Annotated in this window: 13 protein-coding genes; 3 read left to right on the forward strand and 10 right to left on the reverse strand. The window is 66.3% G+C overall.

Annotated features, from left to right (window positions below; genetic code table 11):
- Nucleotides 1-13: 13 nt before the first annotated feature.
- Genes ACWPWT_RS09395 through ACWPWT_RS09410 form a run of 4 tightly spaced genes read right to left on the reverse strand, consistent with a single transcriptional unit; the run spans nt 14 to nt 1269 of the window.
- Complete coding sequence (locus tag ACWPWT_RS09395; protein ID WP_454279423.1) at nt 14-457, reverse strand: hypothetical protein; 444 nt, start codon at nt 455-457, stop codon at nt 14-16.
- Nucleotides 454-645 carry a hypothetical protein gene (locus ACWPWT_RS09400; RefSeq protein WP_454279424.1) on the reverse strand — a complete coding sequence of 64 codons (192 nt, stop codon included), beginning with the start codon at nt 643-645 and terminating at the stop codon, nt 454-456. The genes ACWPWT_RS09395 and ACWPWT_RS09400 overlap by 4 nt, the downstream gene beginning before the upstream one ends.
- A complete protein-coding gene (locus ACWPWT_RS09405) occupies nt 642-1088 on the reverse strand; it encodes a hypothetical protein (RefSeq protein ID WP_454279425.1) in 447 nt (148 codons plus the stop codon). The genes ACWPWT_RS09400 and ACWPWT_RS09405 overlap by 4 nt, the downstream gene beginning before the upstream one ends.
- Complete coding sequence (locus ACWPWT_RS09410; protein WP_261269196.1) at nt 1066-1269, reverse strand: helix-turn-helix transcriptional regulator; 204 nt, start codon at nt 1267-1269, stop codon at nt 1066-1068. Before ACWPWT_RS09410 ends, ACWPWT_RS09405 begins: the two co-directional genes overlap by 23 nt.
- A 246-nt stretch (nt 1270-1515) precedes the next feature.
- Between ACWPWT_RS09410 and ACWPWT_RS09415 the strand changes: the two genes are divergently transcribed.
- The 3 genes from ACWPWT_RS09415 (at nt 1516) to ppdK (ending at nt 7221) form a co-directional block, all read left to right on the forward strand.
- Entirely contained in the window at nt 1516-2355 is an 840-nt protein-coding gene (locus tag ACWPWT_RS09415; protein WP_309699026.1) for a glycine--tRNA ligase subunit alpha, read from the forward strand.
- Nucleotides 2355-4436 (forward strand): glycine--tRNA ligase subunit beta, encoded by a 2082-nt coding sequence (glyS, locus tag ACWPWT_RS09420; protein WP_454279426.1) that lies wholly within the window; start codon nt 2355-2357, stop codon nt 4434-4436. Before ACWPWT_RS09415 ends, glyS begins: the two co-directional genes overlap by 1 nt.
- A 124-nt stretch (nt 4437-4560) precedes the next feature.
- A complete protein-coding gene (ppdK, locus tag ACWPWT_RS09425; protein ID WP_454279427.1) occupies nt 4561-7221 on the forward strand; it encodes a pyruvate, phosphate dikinase in 2661 nt (886 codons plus the stop codon).
- Between the two features lie 85 nt (nt 7222-7306).
- Here ppdK and ACWPWT_RS09430 read toward each other — a convergent pair whose 3' ends face one another.
- The 6 genes from ACWPWT_RS09430 to ACWPWT_RS09455 form a co-directional block, all read right to left on the reverse strand.
- The gene (locus ACWPWT_RS09430; RefSeq protein WP_454279428.1) at nt 7307-7696 is read right to left on the reverse strand and encodes a hypothetical protein; all 390 of its coding nucleotides are present in this window, start codon (nt 7694-7696) and stop codon (nt 7307-7309) included.
- Nucleotides 7697-7796: 100 nt separating this feature from the next.
- Complete coding sequence (locus ACWPWT_RS09435) at nt 7797-8789, reverse strand: type II secretion system F family protein (RefSeq protein WP_454279429.1); 993 nt, start codon at nt 8787-8789, stop codon at nt 7797-7799.
- Complete coding sequence (locus ACWPWT_RS09440; RefSeq protein WP_454279430.1) at nt 8790-9776, reverse strand: type II secretion system F family protein; 987 nt, start codon at nt 9774-9776, stop codon at nt 8790-8792. It lies immediately after the preceding gene.
- 4 nt (nt 9777-9780) lie between these two features.
- Nucleotides 9781-11046, reverse strand: coding sequence for an AAA family ATPase (locus ACWPWT_RS09445; RefSeq protein ID WP_454279431.1), 1266 nt, complete (start codon nt 11044-11046; stop codon nt 9781-9783).
- Entirely contained in the window at nt 11043-11717 is a 675-nt protein-coding gene (locus tag ACWPWT_RS09450) for a CpaD family pilus assembly protein (RefSeq protein ID WP_454279432.1), read from the reverse strand. The genes ACWPWT_RS09445 and ACWPWT_RS09450 overlap by 4 nt, the downstream gene beginning before the upstream one ends.
- Nucleotides 11718-11743: 26 nt before the next feature.
- Nucleotides 11744-13288: a type II and III secretion system protein family protein gene (locus tag ACWPWT_RS09455; RefSeq protein WP_454279911.1), complete on the reverse strand. Its 1545-nt coding sequence runs from the start codon at nt 13286-13288 to the stop codon at nt 11744-11746.
- Between the last annotated feature and the right edge of the window lie 2 nt (nt 13289-13290).

A 13290-nucleotide genomic window follows, 5' to 3' on the forward strand; every position in this document is an offset into this window, starting at 1 on the left:
AGGGGTCGGAAGATCAGACGTATTTGCGCCACATCCATACGATGCCGCAGGTGGCCATCAGGGCACCGTAGACCCACTCGACCTGAAGGGGCGGCAGCACGCCGCCGCGCCACAGGAACCACCAGACAGGGGCGCCCAGGCCGACGACATAGAAGGCCGCCAGCGCGCCGTCGCGATAGGCGCGGCTCTCATGCTCATCGACCACCCGGTGCCAGCGCCAGGAAATGATCGGCACCACGACGCCCCATATCAGTGCCATGAGGATCGCGAACCAGAGCGGCAATGGCGACGTCCACATGTTCAATGTGCTGGGCTTCATTCCCGCCGGGGCGGAAAGGATCGCCACGAGAGCCATGGACAGGCCCATGACGCCGCCGACGGCGCCCGAGATGGCGACCAGACGGTGATTGGCGCGCTCGCTGGGACCACGGCTGTCACGTTGGAATAGATCGGTCATGGCCGCACCTCGATAGAAAGATGGACGGAAAAAGCGGGCATCCGCGCGCTATGGGCGGCGGTGGTAGCGGCGCGGATGTTGGGACGAAGCGTGTCGAGCGTGACCTCGCCCACCTGTCCGGCCCCCCAGCCGAGCAGCGACAGCGCGATGCCGCTCCCAATGACTGCGCGGGTCAGACGGCGGCTCATGACCGCACCCGCCGGACGAAATAGAAGGCCAGGCCGATCAGGATCGCGATGCCCCAACTGGAGTTTTCGAAATCCGCCTGATGCATCTGCGCGCCGATGATCGTCAGCACCGGGTGCAGGACGAAGTTAGCCAATCCGATCACGGCCCATGTCTCGATTGCCAGCCGCCGTTGCATTTCGTCGGTTTCGCGCCAGTTGCGCCACGTCACGATGCCCCCGAGGATCAGGATGACGGCCCCTGTGATCTGGGCCAGGGGCCGTGGCGCGGATACGCGGGGAAGATGGAACAACCCGTCGATAAACCCTTCCAGAAACGGCAGGCCGACCACGAGCAGGATCGCCACGGCGACCAACAGCATTCGCCGTCGCTTCCGGCGCGTCGTACGCGCGGCCTCGCGGCTCTCGCCCCATCCGGTACCCTCACTCACCATGATGCTCGTCATCGAAAATCTCCTCGATGGGCATGTCGAACAGGCGACCGATGCGAAAGGCGAGCGGCAGCGAGGGGTCGTATTTCCCCGTCTCGATGGCGTTGACGGCCTGCCGCGACACGTCCAGCCGCCCGGCGAGTTCCGCCTGGCTCCAGTTGCGTTCGGCGCGCAGCACCTTGAGGCGATTTTTCATGTCCACCTCCTCTTGCATGGCAACCTCCCTTTGTCACCCGTGCATGACGTAATGTCAGGTGACCATGACAAAGTGACAGCGAGTTGTGACTATGTCAACAAGACCTGACAAAATATCATGCTTGGCTGACTGGCGGCATCGCGGGCGCCGTGGCTCGCCTTGACCGCGAAGGGGGCATGAGCCAAAGCCTGCCGCGTTATGCTGACCCGGAACGGACCCCCGGAAGGACCACTTTCCTTCCAGCGCATGATCCTCACCCTCCATGACTATTGGAGCGAGCGCGGATGCGTGATCTTGCAACCCTATGACATGGAGATGGGGGCGGGCACCTTTCACCCCGCGACCACGCTGCGCGCGCTGGGTCCGGATTCGTGGAACGCCGCCTTCGTCCAGCCCTGCCGCCGTCCGACCGATGGCCGCTATGGCGAGAACCCGAACCGGCTCCAGCATTATTATCAGTATCAGGTGATCCTGAAGCCCTCGCCCGCCGACCTGCAGGACCTGTATCTGGGCAGCCTCGCCGCGATCGGCGTGGACATGGCCAAGCACGACATCCGCTTCGTTGAGGATGACTGGGAAAGCCCGACCCTGGGCGCCTGGGGCCTGGGCTGGGAAGTCTGGTGCGACGGGATGGAGGTGACCCAGTTCACCTATTTCCAGCAGATGGGCGGTTACGACATGAAGCCGGTCGCGGGCGAGCTGACCTATGGGCTCGAGCGTCTGGCCATGTACATTCAGGACGTCGACAACGTCTACGACCTGCGCTTCAACGATGCGGGCGTGAGCTACGGCGACGTGTTTCTCGAAAACGAGAAGCAGATGTCGACCTGGAATTTCGAGGTGGCCGACACCGAGACGCTGTTCGACGCCTTCAAGAAGGCGGCGGCCGAGTGCGAACGCTGTCTGGAGGCCAAGCTGCCCATCCCCGCCTATGAACAGGCGATCAAGGCCAGCCACACCTTCAACCTGCTGCAGGCGCGCGGCGTGATCTCGGTGGCGGAGCGCCAGGCCTATATGGGCCGCGTCCGCGATCTGGCGAAGGGCGCGTGCGGCGCCTGGATGGACAAGAACGGCTGGGCCGCGTGATGACCGATTTTCTGCTCGAACTCCGCTCCGAAGAAATCCCCGCCCGAATGCAGGCGGGCGCGCGCGAGAACCTCGCCAAGCTGTTCGCTGCCGAACTCGCCAAGGCCGGTCTGTCGGCGGGTGAGATCGTCACCTATGCGGGCCCGCGCCGCCTGGCGCTGATCGCCAAGGGTCTTCCGTCCGCGACCGAGGCGGTGTCCGAGGAAGTGAAGGGCCCGCGTGCGTCGGCCCCGCCTCAGGCGCTGGAGGGCTTTCTCCGCAAGACCGGACTGACGCGCGAGCAACTGACCGAGCGTGACGGCGTGCTCTTCGCGATCACCGAAAAGCCCGGCCGCGCGACCGCAGACGTACTGGCCGAGGCGATCCCCGCGATCGTCCGCGCCTTCCCCTGGCCGAAGTCGATGCGCTGGGGCGCGGAGTCCGCCTCGACCGAGTCGATGCGCTGGGTCCGCCCGCTTCACGCCATCGTCGCGCTGTTCGGCGGTGACGTTGTGCCGTTCGAGATTGCCGGGATCGCCAGCGGCAATGTCACGCGCGGTCACCGCTTCCACGCGCCCGCCGAGATCGTGCTGACCGGCGCGGACACCTATGTCGAGCAGCTGCGCGGCGCCAAGGTGCTGGTCGATCAGGACGAGCGTGCCGCGATCATCCGAGAGCGTGCGTCGGCGCTGGCCGCCGAGGCCGGGCTGGAACTGGTCGAGGATGAAGGGCTGGTCGCCGAGAATGCCGGGCTGACCGAATGGCCGGTGCCGCTGCTCGGCCGCTTCGACGAAGCCTATCTCGACGTGCCGCCCGAAGTCATCCAGCTGACCGCGCGGGTGAACCAGAAATATTTCGTCTGCCGCTCTAGCGACGGCAAGCTGGCGAATGCCTTCGTCTGCACCGCCAATATTGAGGCGAGCGACGGCGGTGCGAAGATCGTCGAGGGCAATGGCAAGGTGCTCGCCGCCCGCCTGTCCGACGCGCGCTTCTTCTACGAGACGGACCTGAAGACCAAGCTCGACGATCTGCGGCCCAAGCTGGAAAAGATCGTCTTCCACGAAAAGCTCGGCACCGTCGCCGACAAGGTTGAGCGGGTGGCCAAGCTGGCCGAATGGCTGGCGAACGAGGGCATTGTCCCGAATTGCGATCCGGCGCTGGCGCGTCGCGCGGCGGAACTGGCCAAGGCCGATCTCGTCACCGGCATGGTAGGCGAGTTCCCCGAATTGCAGGGCCTCATGGGTGGCTATTACGCCGCTGCTCAGGGTGAAGACCCGGCGGTGGCCGAGGCGGTTCGCGATCACTACAAGCCGGTCGGGCAGGGCGATGATGTCCCTACCGCGCCGGTGACGGTGGCCGTCAGCCTAGCAGACAAACTCGATACACTTGTATCGTTCTTTGGGATCGATGAGCGGCCGACAGGGTCTAAGGACCCCTTTGCTTTGCGTCGCGCCGCCCTCGGTGTGATAGGGCTCATACTCGATAATTCGCTGCGCTGTTCTGACCACGATTTGTTTTATCAAGCCGTGGGCCATTCAAATGTCGACATCGGCACGGTCGTCGCAGGTGGTTACTTCCACGATTTCATTATTGAACGCCTGAAGGTTCAGCAGCGCAGTAACGGCGTTCGGCACGATGTGATCGATGCGGTGGTTCTGCCTGGTAGCGAAAGCGAGTTCGGAGGAGAGCGAGATCTCGTCCGCTTGCTCGCCCGCGTTCGTGCACTGCAGGCCTTCGTCACCACCGACGACGGCACCAATCTGCTCGCCGGGTACAAGCGCGCCGCGAACATTCTGAAGAAGGAAGGCGTCGAGGGCGACCAGGGCTGGACCGCGCCGACCTACACGCCCGAACCCGCCGAGGCCGATCTGATCGCCGCGCTCGACGCTGCCGAGCCCAAGGCGGCGGACGCGGTGCAGGCCGAGGATTTCGAGGCCGCCATGGCCGCGCTCGCCTCGCTTCGCGCGCCGATCGACCGGTTCTTCGACGATGTCACCGTCAACGACTCCGACCCGGCCAAGCGTGCTGCGCGCCTCGCGCTGCTCGCCCGCGTTCGGGCGGCCGTCCACACGGTGGCGGACTTCTCGAGGATCGAGGGATGAGCTGAGCCGGATCGGGAGACGGGGCGATACGTTCCTGTCTTCCCCTTCGGCAATATCGCCTTATTAAAGCCGACGCCTGTGTCCCCAGGGCGTCGGACGATACGACCAGTAAAGGATCGAACCGATGACCTATGTGTACCGTTTCGGCGGCGGCGTTTCGGACGGCGGTAAGGGGGACAAGAACCTGCTTGGCGGCAAGGGCGCGAACCTGGCCGAGATGGCCTCGATCGGGCTGCCGGTGCCGCCGGGCTTCACCATCTCCACCGCGATGTGCACCCGCTATTATGAGGATGGCGAGCAGTTTCCGCAGGAACTGCGCGACGAGGTGGCGGACGGCATCGCCCATATCGAGGCGGTGACCGAAAAGCGCTTCGGCGACCCCGAAAACCCGCTGCTCGTCTCGGTCCGCTCGGGCGCGCGCGTGTCGATGCCGGGCATGATGGACACGGTGTTGAACCTCGGCCTCAACGACGAGACGGTCGAGGGGCTGGCCAAGAAGGCGGGCGACGAGCGTTTTGCCTGGGACAGCTATCGCCGCTTCATCCAGATGTATGCCGATGTCGTCCTGGAGTTGGATCACGGCGCGTTCGAGGAAGCGCTGGAGATCGCCAAGGAGGATAACGGCTTCACCCTCGATACCGAGATGTCGGCCGCCGACTGGAAGGCGCTGGTCACGACCTATAAGGGCTTGGTCGAGGAGCAATGGGGCAAGCCCTTCCCGCAGGACGTGCAGGACCAGCTCTGGGGCGCGGTCGGCGCGGTGTTCGGGTCGTGGCAGTCGGAACGCGCCAAGGTCTATCGCCGCCTGAACGACATTCCCGCCGACTGGGGCACCGCCGTCAACGTCCAGGCGATGGTCTTCGGCAATATGGGCGACACCTCGGCGACGGGCGTGGCCTTCACGCGCGATCCGTCCAAGGGCGACCGCGCTTATTATGGCGAGTTCCTGATCAACGCGCAGGGCGAGGATGTGGTCGCGGGCATCCGCACGCCGCAGTATCTGACCAAGGCCGCACGCGAGGAGGCGAAGGCCAAGCCCGCCTCGATGGAAGAGGCGATGCCCGAGGTCTATGCCGAGCTGGCCGCCGTCTTCGACCGGCTGGAAAACCATTACCGCGACATGCAGGACATCGAGTTCACGGTCGAACAGGCCAAGCTCTGGATGCTCCAGACCCGCTCGGGCAAGCGTACCGCCAAGGCCGCGCTGAAGCTCGCGGTCGATATGGCGAATGAGGGCCTCATCACCCGCGAGGAAGCGATCGCGCGGGTCGATCCGGCGGCGCTCGACCAGCTGCTCCACCCGACGCTCGACCCCAATGCCCGGCGCGACGTGCTGACCAAGGGCCTGCCTGCGTCACCGGGCGCGGCCTCGGGCAAGGTGGTGTTCGACGCCGATGCCGCCGAGCGCGCGGCGGCGGCGGGCGAGGCGGTGATCCTGGTCCGCGTCGAAACCTCGCCGGAAGACATTCACGGCATGCATGCGGCCAAGGGCATCCTGACCGCACGCGGCGGCATGACCAGCCATGCGGCGGTCGTGGCGCGTGGCATGGGGCGGCCCTGCGTCTCGGGTGCGGGCAGCCTGTCGATCGACAACAAGGCCAAGCTGCTGCGCGTCGGCAGCCGCGAGGTGCGCGAGGGCGACATCCTGACGCTCGACGGTTCGACCGGCGAGGTGATGGTTGGCGCGGTGGCGACCGTCCAGCCCGAGCTGGCGGGCGATTTCGGCACGTTGATGGAATGGGCTGATCAGGTTCGCCGCCTGAAGGTCCGCGCCAATGCGGAAACCCCGCTCGACTGCCAGACCGCGCGCGATTTCGGCGCGGAGGGCGTCGGCTTGTGCCGCACCGAGCATATGTTCTTCGACGCCGCGCGGATCACGGCGGTGCGCCAGATGATCCTGGCCTCGGACGAAAAGGGCCGCCGCGTCGCGCTCGACAAGCTGCTGCCCGAACAGCGCGCCGACTTCACCGCGATCTTCGAGGTGATGGCGGGCCTGCCGGTGACGGTGCGCCTGCTCGACCCGCCGCTGCACGAATTCCTGCCGCAGCAGGAGGCCGAATTCGCCGAGGTTGCGACCGCGGCGGGCGTGGATGTGGACACGCTGAAGCGCCGGGCGAGCGAACTGCATGAGTTCAACCCGATGCTCGGCCATCGCGGCTGCCGCCTGGGCGTGACCTATCCGGAGATCTACGAGATCCAGGCGCGGGCCATCTTCGAGGCGGCGCTGGACGTCGCGGAGAAGTCCGGTGAGGCCCCCATCCCCGAGGTCATGATCCCGCTGGTCGCCACGCGGCGCGAGCTGGAACTGATGAAGGCGGTCGTCGACAAGGCGGCACAGGCGGTCTTTGCCGAGCGGGGCAAGACGGTCGAGTATCTGGTCGGCACCATGATCGAACTGCCGCGCGCCGCGCTGAAGGCGGGCGAGATCGCCGAGGTGGGCGAGTTCTTCTCCTTCGGCACCAACGACCTGACCCAGACGACTTTGGGGGTCAGCCGCGACGACGCCGCGCGCTTTCTGAGCGCTTATGTCGAGAAGGGCATCTACGCCAAGGACCCGTTCGTCAGCCTGGATGTCGAGGGCGTCGGCGAACTGGTCAGCCTCGCCGCCGAGCGGGGCCGGGCGACGCGCCCCGGCATCAAGCTGGGCATCTGCGGCGAGCATGGCGGCGACCCGGCATCGATCGCCTTTTGCGAGCAGGTCGGGTTGGATTATGTCTCGGCCAGCCCGTACCGCGTGCCGATCGCACGATTGGCGGCGGCGCAGGCGGCGCTGAAGGCAAAGTAAGAGAGTAGGTCGGAACCGCTTGCCAGACGGCGGTTCCGACCTTCTTACGCTCCGCCCCAGCTTGCTTTGAGACGACGTGGCGGGCTCATCCGTGGGTCGTCACCCGGTTCCCGAAGTCGAACCAGCCGCGCCGCTCGCCAGCCGGATAGGCCGGGCGCGTCGCGGTTGCCGCCACCGGGCGATAGTTCGAACCGGGTGCTGCCCGATCCACCACCGGAGCGGTGGCGACCGGAGCCGCCGCCACCGGCTGCGCGCTGGCGAGCCGGTGATTCTCGCGCTCCAGTTCCGCGATCCGGGTCTGGGCGGCGGACAGCTTGGTTTCGGTATCCTTCACCTGCGCCGCATGGGCGTCACGCTCCGTGGCGTAGCGCGTCCGCCATTTGCGCCCGCCGGGATGGCTCGCCAGCCCGAAAAGCCATCCGGCGATGAGGACCAGCCCCAGCACGGCGAATTGCGTGGTCGAAGTGAACAACATCGCATCGATCCCTGTCTGTTACGACCGGTCAACGACTGGAGGCGATGCTGGTTGCGCGGCGGCTGGTTGCGCAGGGACCGGCAGCGCAAGGTCGGGGGCGTCATTGCCCCGACAGGAGCGTATCCTTGATCGAACAGGCAGCGGGGCCCAGGATCACGACGAACAGGGTCGGCAGGATGAAGAGGATCAACGGCACCGTCATGATGGCGGGCAGACGCGCGGCCTTTTCCTCGGCGCGCATCATCCGTTCGTTGCGGAACTCCGCCGACAGGACGCGCAGCGCGCTGGCGAGCGGGGTGCCGTATTTCTCAGTCTGGATCATGGTCGTGACGACGCTGCGCAATGCGTCGAGATTGACCCGCATCGACAGGTTTTCCAGCGCCTGCCGCCGATCGGTCAGAAAGCTCAGTTCGACAGAAGTCAGCTGGAACTCGTCGCCCAGTTCGGGATAGGCGCGGCGCAATTCGCGGGCGACGCGGGCAAAGGCGGCGTCGACGGTCAACCCGGCCTCGGCACAGATCACCATCAGGTCGAGTGCGTCGGGCAGTCCCTTGCGAATCGCGGCGGTGCGCTTGTCGATCCGGTTCTTGAGCGCGAGGTCGGGCGCCTTGTAGGACAGGACCAGTGTCCCAGCGACCAGCATATAGCAGCTCAGGCCGCTCCAATCCGAAAAGCTGTCGGTGCCATAGACCCACAAGGCCATGCTGCCGCCCAGCAGGATGGGCAGCGCCAGCCGGCCGAAGATCACCGCCACCGCCAGTTCCTTCGACCGCAGGCCCGCCTGGAGCAGACGCAACTGGACCGCCTTGACCTGTTCGTCCTGCAGCATCTTCAGCGCGCTGAGGATCAGGCGCATCCGTTCCAGAATGTCGGCGCGGTCGACCCATTGCGATCGGCGCTTGGCGGGCGCAGCGATCCCGGCCTTGAGCTGTTCGCGCCGTTCGTTGAGCACCCGCACCCGCCGCGTCATCGGATCGCGCGTGCCGATCAGCAGATAGGCGACGACGAGCAGGGCGAAGATGCATACGCCCCATAACAGGGTGGCGGCGGCCGAGGGTTCCAATCCCAGGATGCTATTGGCGGAAGCGGTCATTCAAATCTCGAAACTGATCATGCGGGACATGATGAAGGCGCCCAGCCCCAGCCAGACGAAACCCAGCACACCGATCAGCATCAGTCGCGGATCGGTGAAGAAGCGCGCCATATAAGACTGGTTGATCGTCCAGATGATCCCGAACACGAAAAAGGGCAGCGAGCCGATGATATAGGCCGACGCCTTGGGCTCGGACGACATCGCCTTGATCTTCAGCTTCATCTGCGCCCGCTTGCGCAGCACTTCGGCCAAGTTGGACAAGGTTTCGGCCAGATTGCCACCGGTCTCGCGCTGAATGGCGATGGCGATGACGAAAAACTGGAACTCGGGAATGTCCAGCCGGTCGGCGGTTTCCTGAAGCGCGGCGTCCATCGTCCGGCCGATGCGCATCCGGTCGGCGACGGCGCGGAATTCCTCGCCCACCGGGCCGGGTATCTCATGCGCGACGACCGTCATGGTCTCGGCGATGGGCAGACCCGAGCGCAGGCCACGTACGAGCAATTCGATGGCATCGGGAAAGCGGGTGATGAACTTGCCGACTCGGCGCGTGATCAGCCGACCGACCACCATATGGGGCAGCCAAAGCCCGAGCACCAATCCGGCCAGCAGCGCAAGGAACAGCGACAGGCCCAGCATCATGAGAAGGATCATGATGCCGAGCGCAAGCCCCGCGCTGGCCATGCCATATTGCCCGACGGTCCAGTCGCGGCCGGTCCGGTCCAGCCTTTGGCCCAATTGTGCGGGGTTAGGCAGCAGGCGACCGAACGCCTTGTCCATCCGCGTGTCCCCCGCCAGCGCGATGCCGCGCAACGAGGCGGCGGCGGTGGCCTGAACCGGCTGGTTGAGATCCAGCGCAACCCGGTCCCGCAATCCCGCAAGCCGCCGCGACTGTCCACGTGACGTCCCAGGGGTGGAGAAAGCCGCCATCGCCAGGAGCAGCGTCAGGAAGACGCCAACGGCCAGGATCAGGGTCGCCGTCATGCTCATGGCGTCAGTTCGTCCGCGTCCGCTTGGCGAGCAGCGACTTCAGGTCGAACCGATCAAGCAGGCCGCGCTTGCCGGACGCCGACGGGTCCGGTCCTTCGGAGGATGCGCAGATGCGCTGCGCCAGTTCGACCAGCGGCGCGATGGTGCGCGAATTGCGGCCCATTTCGGCGATCGGCTTGCCGACCTTGGCGGCCTGCACCACCAGCTTCTGGTCATAGGGGATCAGCACGTCGAGCGGGCGTTCGATCGACCCTTCGAAATCGCTCTGCGCGATCTCGGTCTGGCCGGTGGGCATGACCCGGTTGGCGACGGTCAGCACATGGGTCTGCGGCGCATGGGTCTTGAGCCAGGAGAGGATGCGGATCGTGTCGCGCGCGGCGGCCAGGGTGAATTCGGTCACCAGCACCAGGGTCTGCGCGCTCGTGACCAGCATGGGTTGCTGGATCAGCAGGTTGCGGGGCAGATCGACGATCGTCGTCTCGAAATTGATCCGCATCTCGTCCTGCAATTGCGCAAAGGCGAGACCGTCATTGACGATCGGCGCGCTGATCGGGGCCTCGGCGGACAGGATGGCGAGCTTCGACGTCGCCTTGACCATCGCGCGTTCCAGGAACAGCCCGTCGATCCGCCCCGGATTGTCGATCGCATCGACCAGCCCGCGTCCCGGCTCCAGATCGAGCGCGAGTGCGGCGGTGCCGAAATGCACGTCGAGGTCGAGAATGGCGGTCGTCCGATCTAACCGCTCCGCCATCAGCCACCCCAGCGAGGTCGCGATCGTCGATGTCCCCACGCCGCCGCGAACGCCCACCACCGCGACGTTGCACGGTGCCTTTTCGGGGGCCGTATCCATCGCGCGCGGGGCGTGAAGGATCGTCCTGGCCTGGCCGATGGCGTCGCGCAGCATGTCGGCGTTGATCGGCTTGAGCAGATAATCGTGAAGCCCGCTGGCCATCAGCATGCGGTAGAGGCGAACGTCGTTGACCTGGCCGACCGCGATCACGATCGTGCCCGGCTCGCACACCTCCGCCAGATTGTTGATCTCGTTGGTGGGATCGGGCGTGTCGCTGAGATCGACCAGCAGGATTTGCGGGCTGGTGCTGACCGACAGGGCCTGGATCGCGCCGCGAAGTCCGCCCTTCAACACCTTGTCGGGCGACCATCCCTGTTCGATGAGGATCGGCCGGACCGCCTCGGCGGTCCAGTCGTCGCAGACATAGGCCTGGATCGGATCGCGCTGGGTCATGACATGCGGGGTCCAGGGGGCGTTCATTGCGACACCCCGCCGCCCGAAGCCATGCCACCGCCGCCCGAGGAATTGGCGCTGCGCAGCGAGGTACCGCCATTGCCAGTCGGTGGGGCGGCGCGCAGAGCGTTGACCGCGCGGCTGCCCATTGCCGGATCGGTCGTGGCCGGACCTTCGACCCCGCGGACCAGATCATTGGGGTTGGCGACCATCGCCGCCAGATTGCGATTGATCGCACAGCCATGATTGGACGCGGTCTGCCCGGACCAGTCGGCGGGGGCGGCATCGCTGCTTGCATCGGGGCATCCGGGCACCGACGCCTGGGCCCGCGTCACGACGACGCGGATGGTCGCAGGCGCCACCGGGCTGCGCGCGATGCCGGAGGGCTGCGCGATCAACAGGCCATAATGGCCGATGACGTCCGCCACTTCGCGATAGGCGCCGGGGGCCTCGCCCGCCGGATCCTCGAGCGTTACGCGGTCGCCATAGCCCAGCCGCAGATTATGCGCCCAGCCATCCAGCCGCCGATCCTCGTCCGCCGCCAGCCGCCCGCCGGATGTGGCGAGGTCCAGCGCATAGCTGGTCTGCGACACGACGGGCTGGTGGCGGCTTTCGATCTGGGGCTGGCCGGTGCCCATGCACCCGCCAGTCAACAGCATCAGGCCCAGCGGCATCAGGATTGGCGAGGAGCGACGCATGGGGCGAGACATCCTTGGACGAGCGGTCATTCGGAGAAGCCGGGAGTGGGTGCGCCCTTGCGGACAGCGGAGGGGGATGCGGGTTTCGGCGGAGCGACCGGCACGGCTGCGGCGGCTCCTGCGCTCGGGCGGCCCTGCAGGGGGGCGGCCATGGTCGGAACCGGACGCGGCTGATTCGTGGTGGCGCCCATCTGGCCCAGCAGGATGCGTTCGGCATCATTGGGCGCGCGCTGTCCGTCATTGGGCAGCGCGATGTCCGACGGAGAGTTGACCGGCTTGACCAGATAGGGGGTGATGATGATCACCAGCTCGGTCTCGCTCCGCTTGAACGCGTTGGACCGGAACAGCGAGCCGATCAGCGGCAGGTCGCCCAGCCACGGCGTCTTCTCGATCGAGTTGTCGCGCGAGTTGGACAGCAGCCCGCCGATCATCATGCTCTGGCCCGAACCCAGTTCCAGCGTGGTTTCGGCGCGCCGCGTGGTCAGCGCCGGGATCGAGGTCCCGCCGACCGTCACCGCGCCGACCGAAGAAATCTGCGACACTTCGGGCCGGACGCGCAGCGAGATGCGGCCATCGGCCAGCACGGTCGGCGTATAGGACAGGCTGACGCCATATTGCTTATATTCGACCGATACCGCGCCCAGCCCGGTCGCCAGCGGGATCGGGATTTCGCCGCCCGCCAGGAAGGTCGCGGTTTCCCCCGACAGGGCGGTGAGGTTGGGATTGGCGAGCGTCGACACCTGACCCAGCGTCTCGCCCAGATCGATCGCGCCGAGCAGGTCCATCCCCAGTACCCGACCCCCCAGGCCGAGTACCGAGCCCGAGCCGCTGCCGCGATTGAACGTATATTGCGTCGCCGGCTGCCCGGCGGAATTGGTGATGTCGGTGATCGTTCCCGCCCCCGGGCGCCCCGTGGCGAGCCCGAACACGAAGCCGCTGCCATTGCTGTCCCGGTTCAGCAGGTTGACGCCGATCGACTTGACGAAATTGCGGTTCACCTCGGCAATGCGGACCTGGAGGTTCACCTGCAACGGCGTCGCGGTCTTCAGCCGGCTGATGATCCGGGTATCCTTGCCGACATAGGCCTGGACGAGCCGTTCGGCTTCGGCCGCGTCGTCGGGGGCCGCGACGGTGCCGGTCAGCAGGATCAGCCCGTTCATCGGCGTCGCGGTGATCGTCGCCTCCGGCATGGCCAGGCGCAGCATCCGGCCGATCGAATCGAGATTGTTGCCGACCCGAACCGTGGTCGCATAGACGACCGCGCCGCCACGCCCCGTGGCCGAGATGCTCGTCTCGCCCGGCTTCTTGCCAAAGATATAGAGCTGGGTCGGTGAACGCACCTGAACGTCTGCGATGCTGTCGTCGGCGACGAACAGATCGGTCATCGGACGGGGCAGGGTGATCAGGCGCGCGCGGCCGGTATTGATCTCCAACGCGCCCGATCCGTCGTGCGCGACGGTCGAATCACCGGGTTCGGCGGCCGCTTTCGCCGGGGCTGGCGCGAGGAGCAACGGGGCGAGCATCAGCGCGACGGCCGACCCCCGCGCCGCGCCCGAGAATGTGGATCGCATCG

This window comes from Sphingomonas sp. Marseille-Q8236, from assembly GCF_965112005.1.

Bases quoted from the DNA above. Each gene is read 5' to 3' on its own strand.
- ACWPWT_RS09455 (WP_454279911.1), bottom strand. From the start codon at position 13,288: ATGCGATCCACATTCTCGGGCGCGGCGCGGGGGTCGGCCGTCGCGCTG.
- ACWPWT_RS09445 (WP_454279431.1), bottom strand. From the start codon at position 11,046: ATGAACGCCCCCTGGACCCCGCATGTCATGACCCAGCGCGATCCGATC.
- ACWPWT_RS09430 (WP_454279428.1), bottom strand. From the start codon at position 7,696: ATGTTGTTCACTTCGACCACGCAATTCGCCGTGCTGGGGCTGGTCCTC.
- ACWPWT_RS09405 (WP_454279425.1), bottom strand. From the start codon at position 1,088: ATGACGAGCATCATGGTGAGTGAGGGTACCGGATGGGGCGAGAGCCGC.
- ACWPWT_RS09415 (WP_309699026.1), top strand. From the start codon at position 1,516: ATGATCCTCACCCTCCATGACTATTGGAGCGAGCGCGGATGCGTGATC.
- ACWPWT_RS09435 (WP_454279429.1), bottom strand. From the start codon at position 8,789: ATGACCGCTTCCGCCAATAGCATCCTGGGATTGGAACCCTCGGCCGCC.
- ACWPWT_RS09450 (WP_454279432.1), bottom strand. From the start codon at position 11,717: ATGCGTCGCTCCTCGCCAATCCTGATGCCGCTGGGCCTGATGCTGTTG.
- ACWPWT_RS09440 (WP_454279430.1), bottom strand. From the start codon at position 9,776: ATGAGCATGACGGCGACCCTGATCCTGGCCGTTGGCGTCTTCCTGACG.
- glyS (WP_454279426.1), top strand. From the start codon at position 2,355: ATGACCGATTTTCTGCTCGAACTCCGCTCCGAAGAAATCCCCGCCCGA.
- ppdK (WP_454279427.1), top strand. From the start codon at position 4,561: ATGACCTATGTGTACCGTTTCGGCGGCGGCGTTTCGGACGGCGGTAAG.
- ACWPWT_RS09395 (WP_454279423.1), bottom strand. From the start codon at position 457: ATGACCGATCTATTCCAACGTGACAGCCGTGGTCCCAGCGAGCGCGCC.
- ACWPWT_RS09410 (WP_261269196.1), bottom strand. From the start codon at position 1,269: ATGAAAAATCGCCTCAAGGTGCTGCGCGCCGAACGCAACTGGAGCCAG.
- ACWPWT_RS09400 (WP_454279424.1), bottom strand. From the start codon at position 645: ATGAGCCGCCGTCTGACCCGCGCAGTCATTGGGAGCGGCATCGCGCTG.